Source organism: Paenibacillus sp. R-74696 (genome assembly GCF_055814915.1).
Window position 1 is genome coordinate 159,341 of record NZ_JBPULM010000045.1, and the last position, 20,268, is coordinate 179,608.

At 49.6% G+C, this 20,268-nt stretch carries 17 protein-coding genes; 1 reads left to right on the plus strand and 16 read right to left on the minus strand.

What is annotated here, in order from left to right:
• Position 1 precedes the first annotated feature (1 nt).
• Together ACSR9A_RS20860 and ACSR9A_RS20865 are read right to left on the minus strand one after the other, a co-directional pair.
• On the minus strand, positions 2-2,146 hold the full coding sequence (locus ACSR9A_RS20860) for an FAD-dependent oxidoreductase (protein WP_473760204.1): 2,145 nt from the start codon (positions 2,144-2,146) through the stop codon (positions 2-4).
• A 52-nt stretch (positions 2,147-2,198) separates the two neighbouring features.
• Complete coding sequence (locus ACSR9A_RS20865; protein WP_473759302.1) at positions 2,199-3,509, minus strand: molybdopterin molybdotransferase MoeA; 1,311 nt, start codon at positions 3,507-3,509, stop codon at positions 2,199-2,201.
• Positions 3,510-3,972: 463 nt separating this feature from the next.
• Here ACSR9A_RS20865 and ACSR9A_RS20870 point away from each other — a divergent pair, with 463 nt between their 5' ends.
• A complete protein-coding gene (locus ACSR9A_RS20870) occupies positions 3,973-5,208 on the plus strand; it encodes a nitrate/nitrite transporter (protein WP_341282523.1) in 1,236 nt (411 codons plus the stop codon).
• 91 nt (positions 5,209-5,299) lie between these two features.
• Here the strand turns inward: ACSR9A_RS20870 and ACSR9A_RS20875 are convergent, their stop codons facing one another.
• From ACSR9A_RS20875 to truB, 14 genes are all read right to left on the minus strand, one after another.
• Positions 5,300-6,979: a ribonuclease J gene (locus ACSR9A_RS20875; RefSeq protein ID WP_473759303.1), complete on the minus strand. Its 1,680-nt coding sequence runs from the start codon at positions 6,977-6,979 to the stop codon at positions 5,300-5,302.
• A gap of 315 nt (positions 6,980-7,294) precedes the next feature.
• Positions 7,295-7,459, minus strand: coding sequence for a hypothetical protein (locus ACSR9A_RS20880; protein ID WP_473759304.1), 165 nt, complete (start codon positions 7,457-7,459; stop codon positions 7,295-7,297).
• A 134-nt stretch (positions 7,460-7,593) separates the two neighbouring features.
• A complete protein-coding gene (dapA, locus tag ACSR9A_RS20885; RefSeq protein ID WP_473759305.1) occupies positions 7,594-8,484 on the minus strand; it encodes a 4-hydroxy-tetrahydrodipicolinate synthase in 891 nt (296 codons plus the stop codon).
• Positions 8,485-8,666: 182 nt separating this feature from the next.
• On the minus strand, positions 8,667-9,878 hold the full coding sequence (gene dapG, locus ACSR9A_RS20890; protein ID WP_473759306.1) for an aspartate kinase: 1,212 nt from the start codon (positions 9,876-9,878) through the stop codon (positions 8,667-8,669).
• Positions 9,879-9,945: 67 nt separating this feature from the next.
• A complete protein-coding gene (locus tag ACSR9A_RS20895) occupies positions 9,946-10,980 on the minus strand; it encodes an aspartate-semialdehyde dehydrogenase (RefSeq protein WP_341282519.1) in 1,035 nt (344 codons plus the stop codon).
• Between the two features lie 47 nt (positions 10,981-11,027).
• Positions 11,028-11,621 (minus strand): dipicolinate synthase subunit B, encoded by a 594-nt coding sequence (locus ACSR9A_RS20900; protein ID WP_046230765.1) that lies wholly within the window; start codon positions 11,619-11,621, stop codon positions 11,028-11,030.
• Positions 11,618-12,517 carry a dipicolinate synthase subunit DpsA gene (gene dpsA / locus ACSR9A_RS20905; RefSeq protein ID WP_473759307.1) on the minus strand — a complete coding sequence of 300 codons (900 nt, stop codon included), beginning with the start codon at positions 12,515-12,517 and terminating at the stop codon, positions 11,618-11,620. The genes ACSR9A_RS20900 and dpsA overlap by 4 nt, the downstream gene beginning before the upstream one ends.
• A 101-nt stretch (positions 12,518-12,618) precedes the next feature.
• Positions 12,619-13,062, minus strand: a complete 444-nt coding sequence (dut, locus tag ACSR9A_RS20910) for a dUTP diphosphatase (RefSeq protein ID WP_341282517.1) — start codon at positions 13,060-13,062, stop codon at positions 12,619-12,621.
• The gene (locus tag ACSR9A_RS20915; RefSeq protein ID WP_473759308.1) at positions 13,043-14,308 is read right to left on the minus strand and encodes a M16 family metallopeptidase; all 1,266 of its coding nucleotides are present in this window, start codon (positions 14,306-14,308) and stop codon (positions 13,043-13,045) included. Before ACSR9A_RS20915 ends, dut begins: the two co-directional genes overlap by 20 nt.
• 43 nt (positions 14,309-14,351) lie before the next feature.
• Complete coding sequence (locus tag ACSR9A_RS20920; RefSeq protein ID WP_473759309.1) at positions 14,352-15,356, minus strand: polysaccharide deacetylase family protein; 1,005 nt, start codon at positions 15,354-15,356, stop codon at positions 14,352-14,354.
• A 289-nt stretch (positions 15,357-15,645) separates the two neighbouring features.
• A complete protein-coding gene (gene pnp, locus ACSR9A_RS20925) occupies positions 15,646-17,727 on the minus strand; it encodes a polyribonucleotide nucleotidyltransferase (protein WP_473760206.1) in 2,082 nt (693 codons plus the stop codon).
• 188 nt (positions 17,728-17,915) lie between these two features.
• Complete coding sequence (gene rpsO / locus ACSR9A_RS20930; protein ID WP_046230760.1) at positions 17,916-18,185, minus strand: 30S ribosomal protein S15; 270 nt, start codon at positions 18,183-18,185, stop codon at positions 17,916-17,918.
• A gap of 177 nt (positions 18,186-18,362) precedes the next feature.
• Positions 18,363-19,304 (minus strand): bifunctional riboflavin kinase/FAD synthetase, encoded by a 942-nt coding sequence (locus tag ACSR9A_RS20935; protein ID WP_473760207.1) that lies wholly within the window; start codon positions 19,302-19,304, stop codon positions 18,363-18,365.
• Between the two features lie 61 nt (positions 19,305-19,365).
• Positions 19,366-20,265 (minus strand): tRNA pseudouridine(55) synthase TruB, encoded by a 900-nt coding sequence (gene truB / locus ACSR9A_RS20940; RefSeq protein ID WP_473759310.1) that lies wholly within the window; start codon positions 20,263-20,265, stop codon positions 19,366-19,368.
• Positions 20,266-20,268 lie beyond the last annotated feature (3 nt).

The following is a 20,268-nucleotide window of genomic DNA, read 5'->3' on the forward strand; positions in this document are numbered from 1 at the left end:
CTCAAACGGTGCATGTCTCTCGGTTATGTTCCAGCTGCCAGCTGCCGAGCAGCTCCTCGCGAAAATCAGGGTCAAGCAGCTTCTCTCTTACCGCAATAAGCCCTACTCTCTCCAGCCATTTCCATACAGCTTCCCCATAATAGGCGGTTTGACGGTACCACTGCATACAGGCTATCGCCGTTTCTGCCGCTCGCTGCTCCGTTGCCTCTATCATAAGCAGTTGAGCTTGCTTGACCGGGCTTTCCATATGTCCGCCAATATAAAGCTCCCACCCTGCTGGCGACGCTGCAATACCGACATCATGAACCAGCACACCGGCAGGATATAAGGCACCCGCAGATACAGAAGCTTTGAGCATGGTCGGCGATGCCAGACTTCCCAGCGCCTTCTCCAGCTCTGCAGCAATATAACCCGGCCCACCAACTTCGAGACGGTCGGCATGCGAAATCGGGCAGTTGGAGGACGCTCCCCCTTGGGTAGAAGCAGATAGGAGCACGGACTGCAGCGTCGGGTAATGAAGCTGCGCCTGACCTAGGACATCGCCTGCCTCACTTGTTGCAGCCAGCCGCAAATAGTAGCCCATCGCTGTCTGGCAAATGAAGCAGCCTTCGGACTTGTTCCATTCAAGAGTCATTCTTGCTGAAGCAGCATCGCTGAATGTATCCCCGAGCATAGCTTCTTTAAGCCCTGCCGGGTCAAGCTCCGTACAGCCGCAAATTGGCGCCGCTTTAACTGCTCCCCCAACTCCTGATAAAGCATATGCTACGAGCGCCTCCACCATTGGACGGCATCCGCCGCAGGAGCCGGAAGCTTTCGTCTTGTCGCGCACTTGATCAGCCGATTCAAGCCCCTCAGCATGTATTGCCGCTACAATAGCCGCTTTGCTTACCCCATTACAAGCACAGACCGTTTCACCGTCCGGCATGGCAGCTGCAACAGCATCAGCTCCGCCTGTTTTGGAGCCTGAATCACTTTCCTTGAGCACGCCTATTCCAGCGCGGCGTTTCAAATACCCTAGCAGCTTGCTGCCTTCGGAGCTGTCTCCGAATAATACAGCTCCAGCTACAATACCGCCTTGCATCGTTACTTTTTTATAAGTACCTTTCATCGCATCATAATGCTGCAGCGCGGTTTCCGCTTCTTCATCGCGGATAACACCCGCGGAAAACACCTCCACGCCTGAAACCTTTAATTGTGCATACGGTATGGAGCCGTGATAGCCTTCCGTTTCTACCTCGCACAGATGACGCGCCAGCACCTTAGCCTGTTCATAAAGCGGAGCAACTAGTCCATATACGGTTTCTTGATGCTCAGCGCACTCCCCTACTGCGTATATGCCTGCTATATTCGTTTCCATATAATCGTTAACGATGATTGCACGGTTCGTCCGAATGCCGCTATCCGCTGTAACCGCTAAATTCGGGCTAATCCCGATCGCTACGACGATGAGGTCCGCAGCAAGCGTCGTTCCATCCGAGAACAGCAGGCCACTTGCCCTGCGGACACCTGTTATTTTTTCCGTCCGCTTGTTAAGCCAAAAACGCATGCCCTGCTTCATCAGCTCATCCTTAAGCAGGTTTGCTGACATCCGGTCAAGCTGGCGGTTCATTAAATAGCCGGCGTTGTGAACGACATCAACCTCCATCCCGAGATTAAGCAGCCCTCTCGCCGCCTCAAGCCCGAGCAGCCCACCACCAATAACGGCAGCACGCTTAAAGCGCTGGGAAGCCTCCATCATCGCCTGGCAGTCCTCCATATTGCGGAACGCCGTTACGCCGGGCTTTTGAATGCCTGGCAGCACGGGCATGAATGCCGATGAGCCGGTTGCAATAATCAGGCGGTCGTAGGCTATCTTTTTCCCTGATGCTGTCAGCACCCATTTCTCCTCCGCATTGATACGCTCAACCCTCTCGCCAGTTAACAGATTAATGCCCCGCTCACTGTACCAATTCCAATCGTTCAACGTAATATCAGCTAGCGCTGTATTCCCTTGCAGCACTTTGGAGAGAAGAACACGATTATAATTGGGATGTGGCTCTGCCCCTATAATGGTAATGTCATACGCTTCAGGAGCCAGCTCGTATATTTCTTCTACGCATTTAACGCCAGCCATCCCGTTGCCGATAACGACAAGTTTTTGCTTCATCAAAGCCGTTACCTCCGTTCTATAGTAAAATGGCCAAAATGGTATTCGCTTGTTAAATCAAACTAAGAAACGCGGCATGCCTTCCTGCCTGAAGACCTTCACCCGGAATTGCCGCGAGTGCATTCGCACCCGCAAAAGCAGCAATATTGCCCGATTTATCGTTCGGCAGCGGCTTAACCCGCCATTCCCCCGCCTCCATCCATACAAAAGCACGGATATAACGAGGATAGGGCGAAGGCTTATCCACATCGTCCATTAGTACAGCTTGCTTCCACTCCGCCTTTCTTCCATTGAGACCTATCCAATGCTGTACGATTGGCTTCACCAACAGTACAAGCCCTGTGTAACACGCAGCAGGATTGCCAGACAGGCTAATCAACAGCTTTCCTTGATGTATAAATGCCGACGAATGCGGCCCAGGGCGCATCATCACTTTAGTGAACAATGGCTCAAAACCGAGGCGATCTGCCGCGCGGGCCACACAATCATAATCGCCTACCGATATGCCTCCCGTAGTAATAACCAAATCCGCATGCTCCGCAGCTTGCTTAATCGCCGAAGCAATCACATCCGCATCATCCTTTATTGGCAAGGAACGAACCACCGAGGCACCCAGCTCTTGCAAATATGCTTCCACAGCGAAGCCATTGGCATCGTAGATTCGATTCGGCTGCAAGGGCTGGCCCGGAAGCAGCAGCTCATCTCCAACAGGAATGATGGCGACCTTGGGTCTTGCGACTACAGAAGCCCGTTCCTGCCCATAAGAGGCAAGAATGGCGATTTCCTTCGAACCAAGTCTGGTGCCTTTTTTAATGACGAGGCTGTTTTCAGCAATATCTTCGCCTGCCTCGGCAATATTTTTTCCCGGCTGTACGGGCTGATTGATTTGAATTTGCGGCATTCCCCATACCACTGCGTCCGTTTGCTGTCCTTGCAAGCTCGGGAGCTGAATTTCCTCCTGTCTAATGACTGCATCAAAGCAGTCAGGCACAGGAGCTCCTGTAAAAATACGCACGGCCGTCAGCTGTTCATTAATGAGGGGACGACTGCCTGAGCCTGTATGCCAAGCTATTTCTCCTGCCCCCGCCTGCACCTCGCCAGTTACGATAAGGCGAATCGGATTAGCGGGTGAAGCTGTCTGGGTAAAAGCTGAATGCAGCGCATAACCATCCATTGCTGCCCGGCGAAAAGGAGGCATAGGAAATGGGGAGTAAAAATCCTCGGCAAGCACTCGCTGAGCGGCTTTCTGTAGAAGCACTTGCTCTACCTTGCCCGGCAGCGTACGTTCGATTAGACTATGAACCGCTTCATCAACGCTTAAACCTTTTTTTATATCAACACGATCTACACGGGCAACCGCCATGGGGGGCTCCTCCTTCATTTAGCTGAAAATAAGCATAAAAGCCCGTTCCCTGTCAGCAGGGAGCGGGCTTCATTGCCGGTGGGCGGCGGCACACCATTGTGCGGCCTTTATATGGATTATTATGAGCATAAAAGAATTCGACACATGTGTCAATATATATGACGCGATTTAGGCATTTAAATCGATTAATTGTTTTATGTAATATTTGTTGACATGTAGTGGAGGTTATTCTATAATTCAGCTTGAGTTCACAATGAGGTGAGCAACTATCGTCCGCACAGAGTCGTGCTGGCGTTCGGCAATGAGGCCGCAATCCGTCCGAGCTTTAGCTTGGGGCAGACTGCGGCCTTTTCTTCATATGTACAGCTGGAATTGCGGTGCGCCATGCACCCCGGGAATGCGAAAACCGCCATCACCCACGCTGACTGAGCACGAGAAAACGAATCATAGAGGAGATAGAGACATGGTAGATAAAAAAGCGTTTTGGAAAAGTGGACATAAACCATCCTTGTTCAGTTCTTTCTTGTATTTCGATATCAGCTTTATGATTTGGATTTTGATGGGACCGCTCATTGTTGTTATCGCCAGCGATTTCCCGATGGATGCCGCTCAGAAGGCTAAACTCGTCGCTTTACCTATTTTGGGAGGCTCGATATTGCGGCTTGTGCTAGGTTTTATGACAGACCATATTGGACCTAAGAAAACCGGCCAAATCGGCATGCTCGTTACAATGATTCCGCTCATTTGGGGCTGGAAATTTGTTGATTCCTTAACAGAGCTGCATTTCGTTGCTCTATTGCTCGGCGTGGCTGGAGCTTCCTTCGCAGCAGCACTGCCGCTTGCAAGCAGATGGTATCCCCCGCAATATCAAGGGCTTGCCATGGGGATCGCTGGAGCAGGCAACAGCGGTACCGTACTGACGACGCTTTTTGCTAATCGGCTGGCACAGCATTTTGGTGGCTGGGAAGCGGTTTTCGGACTTGCGCTTATTCCCATTGCAATCGTATTTGTCATCTTTACGATCTTTGCCAAGGAAAGCCCCAATCAGCCCGCTCCGAAAAAGCTGTCCGAATATGGACAAGTGCTGAAGCAAAAGGATGCATGGCTGTTCTGTCTTTTATACGGTGTTACATTCGGCGGCTTCGTCGGCATGTCCAACTATTTGACGATTTTCTTCAACACGCAATATGGACTTTCCGCGATTCAGGCGGCAGATTTTACGACCATTTGCGTGATCGCCGGAAGCTTTTTCCGTCCTGTAGGCGGCTGGCTCTCCGATAAGCTTGGGGGTATTCGTGTCCTGATGACGCTGTATGTCGGAGCTGGTGTTATGTTAGCTTCCGTCTCCCTGCTGCCTTCACTCTACGTGGTCTGCACCTTGCTGTTCCTTGGCATGATGTGTCTCGGCGCGGGCAATGGCGCTGTATTCCAGCTCGTGCCACAGCGTTTCGGCAAGGAGATCGGCATCATGACCGGGATTGTTGGCGCAGCGGGCGGTGTTGGCGGATACTTCCTGCCGCTTATTCTCGGCAGCCTTTATCAATCGACAGGCTCCTATACACCGGGCTTCCTCATTCTAAGCAGCATTGCCCTGCTCAGCATGCTCATGCTGGCGTTCATTCAAAGGGAATGGAAGCGCACTTGGATTGGCAGCGGCGGCAAAGCCAAAATAGAAGGCGGCCAGGCAGTCGGCAGCTAAATTTCACAGCGTTGGAAAAACTGCACGAAAAAAAGAGCGACGAACGGTCCGGTTATCCGGGCGTTCATCACTCTTTTTTATTTTTGTTCAACTACACTTCCATAATGATTGGCAAAATCATCGGTCGGCGGCGCGTCTTCTCATAGAGGAAACGACCGAGCGCGTCCTTCACATTCGTCTTCAGCGAAGCCCACTCGTTCACTTTATCGTTCATCAGCTTCAGCAGCGTCGCCGATACAATTTTGTTCGCTTCGTCGAGCAAACCTTCCGATTCACGTACATAAACGAAGCCGCGCGAAATAATATCAGGTCCAGACACAATGGTGCCCTCCTGCTTCCGCAGCGTCACCACGACGACGAGAATGCCATCCTGCGACAGCAGCTTGCGATCTCTAAGCACAATATTGCCGACGTCGCCAACGCCTAGGCCATCAATCAGCACATTGCCTGCCGGAACCTTTGAGCCTCTGCGTGCCTTGCCGCCCTGCACCTCTACCGTATCGCCATTTTCCATAACGAAAATATTCGATTTTTCAATGCCAACTGCCTCGGCCAGCAAAGCATGCTGCCGCAGCATCCGGTATTCACCATGTATGGGGATAAAATATTTGGGCTTAATCAGATTAAGCATCAGCTTCAGCTCTTCCTGGCTGCCATGACCAGAAACGTGGACACCGGATACCGAGCCCGGTCCATAAATGACGTTCGCTCCAAGACGGAACAACTCGTCCACTGTCCGCCCTACATACCGCTCGTTGCCCGGAATTGGCGTCGCTGCAATAATGACCGTATCTCCCGGTAAAATATCGACTTTACGATGCGTTGAACGCGCCATACGTGTCAAAGCTGACATGGGCTCGCCTTGGCTGCCCGTACATAAAATAACGACGCGATCAGCGGCCAGCTTATTCACAGCTTCCGGTTCTACAATCATGCCGTCTGGAATGTTCAAATAGCCTAAATCTCCAGCGATGCCCACCACATTGACCATACTGCGTCCAACGACTGCAATATAGCGATCCGTAGCAATAGCGGCGTTTATCACCTGCTGAATGCGGTGAACGTTGGAGGCAAACGTTGCAACTACGACCCGCTGCGGCGATTTGCGGAATATATCTTTGAGCTCTTCTCCTACATTTTGCTCCGAAGGCGTATAGCCTGGACGTTCCGCATTGGTACTGTCCGACAGCAGCGCAAGCACGCCCTTCTGCCCAATTTCCGCCATGCGCTTAATGTCAGCATATTGCCCATTGACTGGCGTATGGTCAAACTTGAAGTCACCCGTGTGTACGACGACACCTTCTGGCGTCTCCAAGCATACGCCTACGGAATCAGGAATGCTGTGGTTCGTCTTGAAAAAGGACACATTGATACTGCCCAGCTCTATCTCCGATTCCGCATTAATGAGTATTCGCTTGGTTTCGCCCAGTAGTCCTGCTTCCTTCAGCTTGCCTTCAATGAGTCCCAGCGTCAGCTTCGTGGCATATACCGGAACGTTAAGACTGCGCAGCATGTAGGAAAGCCCGCCGATATGATCCTCATGTCCATGCGTAATGACAATGCCGCGTACCTTCTCGCGATTTTCCTTCAAATACGAAATGTCCGGAATAACAATATCTATGCCGAGCATATCCTCCTCCGGAAATTTAAGCCCCGCATCTACAATCACAATATCATTGTCATATTGAATGACATACATATTCTTTCCAATTTCTCCAATGCCGCCTAATGCAAAAATCAACAGTTTATCCTGCACATTTTTTTTGGACAATGAATATCCCTCCTTTTTCCAACCTGATGAGGTCATGTTTTTTTCCTGTTAAACAAGAAGGAAGCTGCTCCATTCTTCGCTTAATTTGCAAATCATTTCCGCACCCGATCACTTGAACTCATTATACATGATGAAAAAGATCGAATACAAGGCTGAGGGACCGGGTGAGTGGAAAAGAATGGGAAGACGTTGGGGCGCTGCGTGAAAGGTTTGGGGGTCGATCGCCATTCCCCTGTGATTTCCCCGAACTGTAAAAGCTTTAGCGGTAGAAATCACAAGGCAAAAGCGAACGCTTGCGCTTCTCACTCCCAAACCTTACACTCCGTTTGTTTCCTCTTCATCCATTGCTTTTAAAACCGCAGACTGCCCATGCAGCTGTGATGGCATGAAAAAGCAGAATTGCGCCTTCACCATGGTCGATTTGATAGCAATTATAAATACAACTGCAATAACGATAAATAATATTGCACGGTCAGCCACCAGCCGCATCCGTAAAATTGGAAGTGCAAATGAATGGAACATAACATGAATGTGCATGTCGGAAAAATAAATGGGGTGAATATAAAAAAAGCTGTTGCCAAGGCAACAGCTTCATGATTTATTAAGAGGTTACATTAAAATGCGGTCGAGGAATCGACGAGGTTTTGCAAAAATTCAGCTTCCGATTCGCTAACGCCTACCAAAGGAAGTCTAACCCCGCCAACCGGCAAGCCGCGCAGTCCCAGTACATGCTTTAGAGCAACAGGGTTCGGTACCGGATTCGGACAATCGAACAAGCCTTTAAATACCGGGAAGCATTCGGCGTTTAGCTTGGCCGCCAAAGCAACATCTCCACTCACATAAGCTTCGATAAGCTGCTTCATTTTTTTGCCGATAACATGGCTAGCTACACTGATAATGCCATAGCCGCCCACTGCTAATGTCGGGAGCGTCGCCGCATCATCACCGCTGTATACTTTAAAGCCCTCTGGCGCGCCTGCTACAAGCTGAATGATCTGATCGGATGACGCACAATCTTTGGTAGCTACGATGTTGCTAATCGCCGCTAGACGCAGCGTCGTTTCAACTGAAATATTCACGACTGTCCGGCCTGGAACGTTGTACAATACAACCGGAAGCTTCGTCGACTCTGCAATCGCTTTAAAATGCTGATAAAGGCCTTCTTGGCTCGGCTTGTTGTAATATGGCGCTACTAGCAGCACACCGTCAACCCCGCTCGCCTCAGCCACCTTCGTCAAATGAATGGAATGCGCCGTATTATTGCTTCCTGTTCCTGCAATAATTTTAGCCCGTCCAGCAGCGCGCTCTACCGAAAAACGGAATAACGCTTCTTTCTCCTCATCCGTAAGTGTAGGAGACTCGCCCGTTGTTCCAGATACAACAAGACTATCGCTAAGCTGTTCTTCAATTAAGTAATCGATTAATAGTCCAGTCGCATCCCAATCAATTTCGCCAGCAGCATCGAATGGGGTGACCATCGCTGTAACTAACCTTCCATATTCCATTCTGACTCCTCCTTGAAGTTTTGCGGATCAAAACTCACATCGTAAGCATCTACTTTAAAGTTTTGCGGAGCAAAACTTTCTTCGTAAGCATCTAAATCTAAGTTTTGCGAAACAAAAGCTTCTTCGAAAGCCCGGGCCCAAAGCGTTGCTTCGCAAAACGGGTCTATTGCGGTTGTTTCCTGCTACAAATGAAGCTCGAACTTGGCATGAAGCGCGCGCAGCGCAGATGCCATGTCCACATCCTTGACCAGTACCCAAATGGTCGTATTGGAGTCTGCGGCTTGCATAATGGAAATTCCTTGCAGCGTAAGCGCCTCTACAATACGTGCCATAATGCCCGGAACACCGTTCATGCCGCCGCCAATGACTGACACCTTTGCACAACCGCTAATCGCTGTCGGTGCATAGCCACAGTCCGCCAGCACGGCTACAGCCTTCGCTGCATCGTAGTCAAATACCGTGTAAACGACTCCGCTCGGCGTTACATTTATAAAATCTACGCTAATATGATGACGGGCCATCGTTTGAAAAACTTGCAACTGGACGTCCGCCTTGCCTTCCACCGTCTGCACCGAAATTTGAGTAATGCCCGCTACATGCGCAATGCCTGTCACATGACGGTCACTTACCATTCCGGTAGCATGGAGCGGACTGTCCGTTACTAACGTTCCTTCATCGAGCGAAAAAGTTGAGCGTACACGAATCGGTATTCTCGCTTGCTGGGCAATTTCAACAGCACGGGGGTGAATGACCTTAGCCCCTTGACGAGCCATATTGCAAATTTCTGCATAGCTGACGACAAGAAGCGGTTTTGCATCATTCACAATTCGCGGATCAGCTGTCAGAATACCATTGACATCTGTATAAATATCTACCCGTTCTGCACGCAGCGAAGCGCCAAGTGCAGTCGCCGACGTATCGCTCCCGCCGCGGCCGAGCGTAGTCAGTTCTCCACCTTCGGTGCCGCCTTGAAATCCGGTAACAATAACGACCTTATTTTCACCAAGATTCTTTAGAAGCTGCTCCGGACGCAAATCGTTAATTCTCGCTTGACCGAAATGCCCGTCCGTTATAATGCCTGCCTGATAACCGCTTAAAATGGTAGCCGGAATCCCCTTGGAACAAAGCAAGCTGCATAAGACCGCGGCAGAAATCATCTCACCACAGCCCAGCAGCATATCCCGCTCACGCAGCGGAAGCGAATCTCCATTGCTTCGTACTAAATCAAGCAGCGTATCCGTAGCATATGGGTCGCCTAAGCGACCCATAGCCGAAACGACAACGACGAGCCCAAAACCATTTTCGCGTTCACGCTTAATATGCTCCAAACAATGATTTCTGGCAAAATCAGATGATACTGAGGTTCCTCCAAACTTCTGAACGAGAGTGCGCATAAACCTCTTCCCCCATCACCGAAAGGCAAGATGCCGCCAGCTATCATGTCCTTGCACCGTTTATTCGTTAAGCCTGTGCGATGTGCTCGGCGATTTGAACCGCATTCCATGCGGCCCCTTTAAGCAGGTTATCCGATACGATCCATAAGTTAAGCCCATTTTCATGACCAAGATCGCGTCTCAAACGTCCGACAAATACTTCCGGTTTGCCGGCTGCTTCCGTTGCGAGCGGGTAAAGCTGATTCGCCGGATCATCAACCAGCACGACACCCGGGGCGTCAGACAACAACTGCTTGACATCTTCCAGATCGTAGTTATTTTTCAGCTCAACAAAAACCGATTCCGAATGCCCGTAAACGACTGGAATACGTACGCAGGTAGCAGTAACCTCAATCGATTGGTCATCCAAAATTTTCTTCGTTTCATTGACCATCTTCATCTCTTCAAGCGTATAACCATTTTCTTGGAACTTGTCGATTTGCGGAATCGCATTAAAGGCGATTTGATGCTTCACAGGCAGCGAGCCTACAGGCAAAATAGCCGGATTAACTGCTTCGCCGTCCAGGGATGCGCGCGTCTGACGCAGCATTTCCTCAATCGCCTTTGCACCCGCTCCAGATACCGCCTGATAAGTCGATACGATAATGCGGTTAATGCCGTATTTATCTTGAAGAGGCTTAAGCGCAGCTACCATCTGAATCGTCGAGCAGTTCGGATTGGCAATAATACCTTTATGCTCGCTAACCTTGTCAATATTCACTTCAGGCACAACAAGCGGCGTATTTGGATCCATACGGTACGCATTCGTATTGTCAATACATACCGTTCCATATTCAACAGCATGCGGCGCGAGCGCCTTCGTAACGTCTCCACCAGCGCTGAATAATGCTATATCAATGCCCTTAAAGCTCTCCGGCTTCGCTTCCTCCACCGTCACTTCCTGGCCCTTGAATGTGATTTTCGTACCAGCAGACCTCGCTGAAGACAGAAGCTTCAGTTCCTTAATAGGGAAGTTTCTCTTATCGAGCAAGTTTAGTATTTGTTCCCCTACTGCGCCTGTTGCGCCAACTACTGCAACGTTAAACAATTTTTGATTTGACATTTGCCGTAATGCTCCCCTCGGTCTTATAAAAACTCAGAATAAAAAGCTTAATAATTAAAACGCTCAATAATGAGCGGTTGTAACTGTTTGCCTTGCAGCGCCGCCTCGCATGTTTCCAGTGCCAAATCCATTCTCGCTACTAGCGAATTAGGCTTCTGAACCGGATTATCTTGGCCAAACGGTACAAAATAAATATTTTTCGTTACGATCAGCTTCGCAATATTCGCCAAATTAAGGCCAAGGCCATCATTCGTAGAAATTGCAATGACGATTGGCCTTCCATTGCGCATCTGTGATTTAGATGCCATAAGCACCGCACTGTCAGTCTGCGCATTAGCCAGCCTGCTTGTTGTGTTGCCTGTGCATGGAGCAATAAGCAGCACATCAATAAGCTTCGATGGACCAAGCGGCTCGGCTTGCACGATCGTCGAAATAATTTCATTGCCAGTAATCGCTTTGAGCTGTGTCTGCCACTGCTCCGACGTTCCAAATCTCGTGTCCGTCGTCATTATAGTCTGCGATACTATAGGTACAACGTTCGCGCCTGCGTCTACAAACCGCTGGATTTGCGGCATAACCTCGGCAAACGTGCAGTGTGACCCTGACAATGCATACCCTACTGTAAGCCCGGACCAATTCATTCCCCATTCCCCCGATTTATCAAGTCGTCCATAATCAATTGTGTTAAACAATCGGCTATGATTCGTCCAGCAGTTCTGGGTGCGACGATACCGGGGAGTCCGGGCGCGAGCATCGCCTTAATGGCCCGTTTCTCAGCAAAGCGGAAATCAGTTCCGCCAGGCCTCGAAGCCAGATCAATAATGACGCTTCGCGAAGGAAGATTTGCTATAATTTGCGCTGTGACTATCATAGTCGGAATTGTGTTAAAAAGCAAGTCAATATTGCCCGTATATTGGCGCAAATTGCTGGTGTAGAAAGGCTCGAAGCCCATTTCGAGCGCTCTTGCAAAATGCTCACCCCGGCGTACCCCGACAAGTACATTCGCTCCTAAGCCCTTTAACGTCCGCGCCAATGTAAACCCCGTTCTCCCGAATCCGAGCACCATGCAGGTGGAGCCATGAATCGTAATATCGGTATGTTGAATCGCCATCATCACCGCACCTTCAGCTGTCGGAATAGAGTTATAAATCGCAACATCGTCGCGCTCAAACAACTCTACCAATTCCAGCTGATGCTGCTTGCAGAGGTCGCTCAAATATGGTTTTGCCATACCCGCGTACACTTTGCAGTGCTTAGGCAAGCGAGCCATATGGCGCTCTTCCAGCCTGATCTCGCTATCGCTGAATACAGCGCTAATGACGCCTTGGTCATCGGTACCGACAGCAGGCAGCACTAAGGCGTCTACCCCATCAAACAACCGTTCATCATATTCAGCTTGAACGGCTCCCTCGGGCGTTGACTGCAGGCCGTCAAAGCCCGATATGACCACGGTCGCATCCAGCTCCGTCAGTTTGCGAATCACCTCGAGCTGCCTGGCGTCGCCGCCGATCAGCAGCACCTGAACGCCTGTTAGCATCGGCTTCACTCCTCTCTCGCGCATGTAGATATAGACTATCTTATGCCTGGGCCCAGAATGGGTGAAAAAAAAGACCGGAGCAGCTGCTCCGGTCTTAATCATTAAACGCCAGTATGTCCGAACCCGCCGCTGCCACGCACCGTATCCGGCAATTCGGCTGCCTCTTCAATAGTAACAACCGGCACTTTCTGGAACACCATTTGGGCGATGCGCTCGCCACGTGCAATCGTGAACGGCTCCTGCCCCAAATTAACGAGCAGCACCTTCACTTCTCCGCGGTAATCGGCGTCGATCGTTCCTGGGGAGTTCAAGCATGTAATGCCATGCTTGTAGGCCAGACCGCTGCGTGGACGAATTTGCGCCTCCAGCTCAGCTGGCATTGCCATCGCAAAGCCTGTAGGAATGAGCTTGCGCTCACCTGGTGCAAGCTCAACAGGCTCTGATACAGCGGCTTGCAGGTCGAAGCCTGCAGCCCATTCGGACATTTTGCAAGGAAGCTTGATGTCTTCGTTGCCCTCTACTCTTTTAAACAGTACGCGATACAAAACGATCCCTCCCAAGTTTAGATGCAGCCTTTTCGCTTGAACCTACCATTGCCACAGCAAAAGGTGCCGCAAGCAAACGCTCCGTTACGCTTCTCACATCGTCCATCGTCACGGAATCAATACGCTGAAGCAGCTCATCGAGCGTGTAATGCCGGCCCAGCATTAGCTCATTTTTCCCAAGACGGGTCATTCGGCTGCTTGTGCTCTCCAGACTAAGAATCAGGCTGCCCTTAAGCTGCTCTTTGCCACGATGAAGCTCAACATCCTCAAGTCCCTTGGAAGCAAGCTCCTCGAGCTGCTCCATCGTCAAATCGAGCACTTCCTTCGTTTGCTTCGGCGCTGTACCCGCATATAGGGTGAACAAGCCGCTATCCGCATAAGAGGAGTGATAAGAATAAACCGAATAGGCTAGGCCGCGCTTTTCACGAATTTCTTGGAACAGGCGCGAGCTCATGCCGCCGCCAAGCGCATTGTTGAGCAGCACCATCGCATACAGCTTCTCATCAGAAATCGAACAGCCTTGAAAGGACAGGCAAAGATGGTTTTGCTCGGTTTTCTTCTTATAGAAAATATAATCTCCACGGAAATCCGGCGCCTCCACCAGCTGAGGCGTACCTTTGCGATCAAACTTGCCAAAATACTGCTCCAGCAGCTCCAGCAGCTTGCCCTCTTCCACATTACCTGCGACACTGACAACGGTGTTGTCAATCGTATAATAATCGTTCATATAAGCGCGCAGTGTATCAGGCGTCATTTCGGCAAGACGCTCCTCTAGGCCCAGAATCGAATAAGCGAGGGGGTGATCGCCATATGCCGCACGCGATGCTTCATCATGCACCTTGTCATCTGGCGTGTCCTCATACATCGAAATTTCTTCTAAAATAACATTACGCTCTTTCGCCAAATCCGCCTCGTCCAGCTTGGAATTGAAAAACATGTCCGAAAGCGCATCTACAGCGAGCGGCAAATGCTCATCCAGCACCTTGGCATAATAGCAGGTATACTCTTTCGAGGTAAACGCATTTACATTGCCCCCGATACCATCGAACAGGTCGGCAATGTCTTTGGCACTGCGCTGATCTGTCCCCTTGAAAAGCATATGCTCGATAAAATGGGAGATCCCGTTATTTTCCGGCGTCTCATTGCGGGAGCCTGTTTTTACCCAAATGCCAAATGAAACCGAGCGGAAGGTGGGAATATATTCAACTACGACTCTTAAACCGTTGCTAAGCGTATATTTTTTCACGAAGGGTCCTCCTGTAAGCATGAATGTAAACACTATATCAAAATTATGGTTGCGGCTCAACATTAGCGGGAATCCGCGCCTCCGACAGCGTCTCGCTTACGGTGCCAAGCGCATAGCCCTGGCGTTTGATTTCACGAATCATTCCGGTTAAAGCATCGCGCGAGGACGCTGTTGGATGCATCAGAATAAGTGCGCCTGGCTCCAGCCGCGTTGAAATGCGCCGAATGATCCAGTCCGCATTCGGCTTCGTCCAATCGACCGTATCTATCGTCCATAACACCGTGCGAAGCCTCTGCTCCGCCGCCACCTGCACCGTCATTTGGTTAAAATCGCCCGAAGGCGGGGCAAACCACTTATTCCTAACGCCAAGCGTCGATTTGAGCAGTTCCTCCGTGCGGGAAATTTGCAAATAGGCAGCATTGCGGCTGAGCTCGCTCATCTTCGGATGCGTATACGCATGATTGGACATTTCATGCCCTTCCGCCTGAATCTGTTTGGCAATTTCCGGATATTTCTTCAGCCACGAGCCATCGAGAAAAAAAGTTGCCTTTACCTCTTCCTTGTTCAAGGTTTGAAGGATCGGCGTTATGTATTCATTGCCCCACGCAACATTGATCATTAGCGAAGCCATTTTTTTGTTCGGATTGCCTTTGTATACCGGAAGCGGACCTAAATCTGTCAGCTTAATGCGCGGGGCCGTTTCCTTGTACACATATAAAATCGGCGAGAGTGAACCCGACGCTATCGTCTTCTCCACCGTGCTCTCGATGTCTACCTCCAGCCCATTATAACCAGGAATCGCCTTCCATACGCGGTCAATACGGGCATCGACTGGCTTAATGGAGCGGCTCTCAGCTTCCGCTGTGACAGCAGCACGCAGCTTCGCTTTATTTTCATCCAGAATCGACTCATCCGTCTGCGTCATCATACCGCTTTCCCGTTTAATTGCGCTGATATAATCGGCAGTCCCTCCCGCGTTCACGCGAATAAACACGACCATAATCAGCATGCAGCCTATGGCTGCTCCTATTTTTCTCAGCACCTTCATTCACCTCGTCCCTCATTGCTCCATATGTATGAATAATAGGACGAGATTATGTTAGAGAGAAATTGCCGACTTTTATAGGAGAGGAATTTTTGACGGCAAAATAAAAAGAGACAGATGGAATCTGGCTCTTTGCTTCGTTTATAAAACAAGTATAAACGGCGTTGCCGTTTTTTTGCGGCAACAATCCGTTTGGCGCAGAAATAGACTCGTAAAAATAAGAGAAAACCTCTGCACGCTTATATTTTGAGAAAGCACCTTGCGGTGCCCCTACCTTGTAACGCTGCAGCCGTTATTGTGCTGGTACAGTTGGCGTCAATACAGCTTTACGGGACAAGTTAATACGGCCCTGCTGATCAATTTCCGTTACTTTAACTGTAATTTGGTCGCCGATCGCAATGACATCTTCCACTTTAGCGACACGTTCATTCGCCAGCTGGGAAATATGCACAAGACCGTCTTTGTTCGGTAAAATTTCAACGAATGCCCCAAATTTCTCGATCCGCTTAACCGTACCTAAATAAATTTCGCCAATTACAACTTCCTTCACAATGCCTTCGATAATCGCTTTGGCTTTTTGGTTCATCTCTTCATTAGAAGAAGCAATGTAAACCATGCCGTCCTGCTCGATATCGATTTTCACGCCGGTTTCTTCAATAATCTTGTTGATGATTTTACCGCCGGAGCCGATAACATCACGGATTTTGTCCGGATTAATGCGAAGCGTGAGAATTTTAGGCGCATATTGTGAAAGGTTTGGACGAGCAACAGATATAATCTCTGTCATTTTACCTAGAATATGCATGCGTCCTTCGCGTGCTTGCTCAAGCGCCTGCTCCAAAATCGAACGATCGATACCGTTAATTTTGATATCCATTTGAATGGCCGTTACACCTTCTGCTGTACCCGCTACTTTAAAGTCCATATCGCCGAGATGATCTTCCATCCCTTGAATATCGGACAAAATGGAGAAATGCTCGCCATCTTTAATCAGACCCATCGCAATACCAGCAACCGGAGCTTTAATCGGAACGCCTGCGTCCAGCATAGCAAGTGTACTCGCGCAAATACTAGCCTGCGAAGTCGATCCATTGGATTCAAGCACCTCGGATACAAGACGAATCGTATACGGGAAATCAGCCTCAGATGGAATAACTTTCGACAATGCGCGCTCGCCGAGAGCACCATGTCCAATTTCACGACGACCTGGAGGACGAAGCGGTCTTGCTTCACCTACGCTGAATGGCGGGAAATTATAGTGATGCATAAAACGTTTCGTTTCTTCCGGGCTGATGCCGTCAAGAATTTGCACATCCCCAAGCGGTCCAAGCGTACAAATGCTGAGTGCTTGTGTTTGTCCACGTGTGAACAGTCCAGATCCGTGTGTACGCGGCAATATCGCCACATCACATTCAATTGGACGAATTTCTTCTGGCGCGCGGCCATCAGGACGAATTTTCTCATGTGTAATCAGGCGGCGAACTTCTTCTTTAACGATATCATAAAGTACTTCTTTGACATCGCCAAGCAGCTCAGGCGTCTCCGCATATACTTCTTCGAAATGCGCAACCGTGTCCGCATTAACGGCATCAATGGCATCTTGACGCTCATGCTTCTCAGGAATGCGAATCGCTTCAACCAAACGAGCAGATGCAAACGCGCGAACTGCGGCATTTACTTCTTCGTTGACTGCATGAAGCTTAACTTCCATTTTTTCTTTGCCGGCAACAGCCTGCAGTTGCTCGATAGTAGCAACGATTTTCTTGATTTCATCATGCCCGAACATAATCGCTTCCAGCATAACATCCTCAGGAACTTCATTCGCCTCTGCTTCCACCATCATAATGGCATCTTTCGTACCAGCTACGACAACGAAAATATCGCTTTTCTGCTCTTGCTCAACGGTTGGAATGATCACGAATTGGCCATCAACACGACCTACGCTCACACCGCCGATTGGCCCGTTAAATGGCACATCAGAAATCGCCAGCGCTGCGGAGGTACCAATCATTGCAGCCATTTCAGGCGAGCAATCCTGATCCACGCTCATGACGATATTCGCGATTTGAATATCATTACGGAAGCCTTCAGGGAACAACGGACGAATCGGACGGTCCGTCAGACGGCTTGACAAAATCGCTTTCTCACTTGGACGTCCTTCACGCTTAATAAATCCACCAGGGATTTTGCCAACTGCATACAGACGTTCTTCATAGTTCACGGTAAGCGGGAAAAAATCTAAATCCTTAGGACCTTTAGAAGCGGTCACTGTACAGAGTACAACGGTGTCGCCATAACGTACGGTTACAGCAGCATTCGCTTGCTTCGCAAGTCTGCCTGTTTCCAGAACAAGCTTCCGTCCACCCAAAATCATTTCAACCTGTTGCAAACGTATCCCTCCTGTGTTTCAATAATAATTTTAAACGATTGACAAACATAACATTCGCCAGCAGGACCTCTATATCCTGCTTAACTCTCGCATATTACAAAAAGCAACCCGATTTTGCCAAGTCCGTAATGCCGGACAGCAAAACAACCAGGTTGCTTCTCTTGAAACATGTTTTAGCGGCGAAGGCCGAGTTTTTCGATCAATGCGCTATAACGGCTAACATCTTTGTTTTTAAGGTATCTCAACAGCTTACGACGTTGACCTACCATCTTGAGCAAACCACGACGGGAGTGGTGGTCTTTCTTGTGCTCCCGGAAATGTTGCGTCAAGTTAACGATGTTTTCCGTTAGGATAGCTACTTGAACCTCCGGTGAACCCGTATCGCTCGCATGCGTTTTGTGCGTATCAATCAATTCTTGTTTACGCTCTTGTGTAATTGCCATCCTAAAGTCACCTCCTTGAACTTATATTCAATAATCGCCATTAGCCCAGGCGCCGTCGGTGAGAGCGGACATCCAAGCTAAGGTTCCAATTGCAGCTGCGTATTCTGACAAAAAGTAGAATCGCAACGTGTTTTAGTATATCACAAGCCTATAGCAAAAGTAAATGCCAATAGGTAGTTATTCCACGCCAAACTGACGCTTCGCCTGCTCAGCATCCGCATGGATTTGCCGGATAAGCTCATCCACGCTGCTAAAACGCTGCTCAGGACGGATAAAAGAATGAAATTGCAATTTAATGGGCTCATCATAAATAGCTTGATGAAAGTCGAATAAATGGGCTTCCAGCACCGGACGAATATCTTCTTTATTAAAGGTCGGTTTCATCCCATGATTTAATACGCCATAATACGACTTGCCGAGTACGACCGCTGAAATGCCAAAAACGCCGAGGCGCGGCATGACATAAGGCAAGGAAACATCCACATTAGCCGTCGGGAAGCCAATGCTGCTGCCTCTGCCATCACCGTGCACAACCGTTCCTGCTATCTCAAAGGGACGCCCAAGCAGCTTTGTCGCAAGCTCAATATCACCGTCGCTAAGCGCCTGTCGAATATAAGTGCTGCTCACCTTCAAGCCATTATCGTACAGCGGCTCAACAATTTCGACCTGAATGTCCGGCTCGCATAACGCCTTCATTGCGGCAGCATTTCCTTGGCCCTTGTAGCCAAAATTAAAGTCAAAACCAACTACAATTTGTGCAGCTCCTAAACGGCGAAGCACTTCGTCAACAAACTGCTCCGGCATAATCGCTGCAAAATCATGATCAAATTTGACGACTAGCACCAAATCGACACCTAATTCAGCAAATAGCGACTGTTTGACCGCAAGCGGCGTCAAACAGTTGTAATATTGATCGCCACGGCCAAGCACTTCCTTCGGATGCGGGTTAAACGTCATAACCGCCGACAATCCTCCGGTTCTCTTGGCTGCTGCAACAACTTGCTCAATGACATTGCGGTGTCCGCGATGTACACCGTCAAAATGTCCAATTGCAATAGAAAGCGATTTATTTCGCAGCTGTTCCGGCAGCTCAATTGCCGGATATTCCAATGAAATCATTTCCAACGCTGATGCACCTGCAATTCCTATATGACTTTCCGATAACCAAGTATAAGCCCAGTTACGAGAACACCTTGATAGGCGTGAGCACCGATAAAGCATAATCGGCCTCGAAAATACCAATAAACAATTCATTTTCATCAAAAAGACGTATCTGCTGGTCCGTTTCTAGCTCTTCAGCAAGCAAACGAAGCGGGAGCTTCTGTCCTTTCAGGGCAAGCGAGGCCGAATGAGCATCGACCGTAGCGCGAGGCAAATGCTGGATACCCAGCTCAGCAGGCAAAATAAACGGCCCAATCCCCTCCGTGCCAAGAGCTTCAATCTGCTCTAGGCTTACGCATTGCTCCTTCGTAAAACCTCCGGACATCGTCCGGGTAAGCTCCGCCATCGCTGCTGGAACGCCTAGCGCCTGGCCGATATCTACACATAATGTGCGTATATACGTTCCTTTGGAACAGACAACCGAAAATGAAAAACGCGGAAACTCCAAATCAAGCTCCAGATCGAGCAGCTCAATTTGATGAATCGTTACTTGCCGCGCTTTGCGCTCTACCGTCTTGCCTTCACGTGCCAGTTCATACAAACGTTTTCCATCTACCTTTACAGCAGAGAACATCGGCGGAACTTGTTCGATAACGCCAACGAAGCCGCGCAGCACGCGAATAATATCTTCACGTGTTACCTGCACACCTGTTTGCTCCTGCGTGACCGCCCCTGTCAAATCCTCTGTATCCGTTGCAAGGCCAAGCTGGATAACAGCTTCATAAGCCTTGGGACGCTCCTGTACATATTCGACTACACGGGTAGCCCGGCCGAGACATAGTGGCAGAACACCTGTCACCATCGGGTCCAGCGTTCCCGTGTGGCCGATACGCTTCATCTTCAGCAGTCTTCTCACCTTGGCTACGACATCATGCGAGGTCCAGCCGGCAGGCTTCCATACTGCGATAATACCGTCCATCTG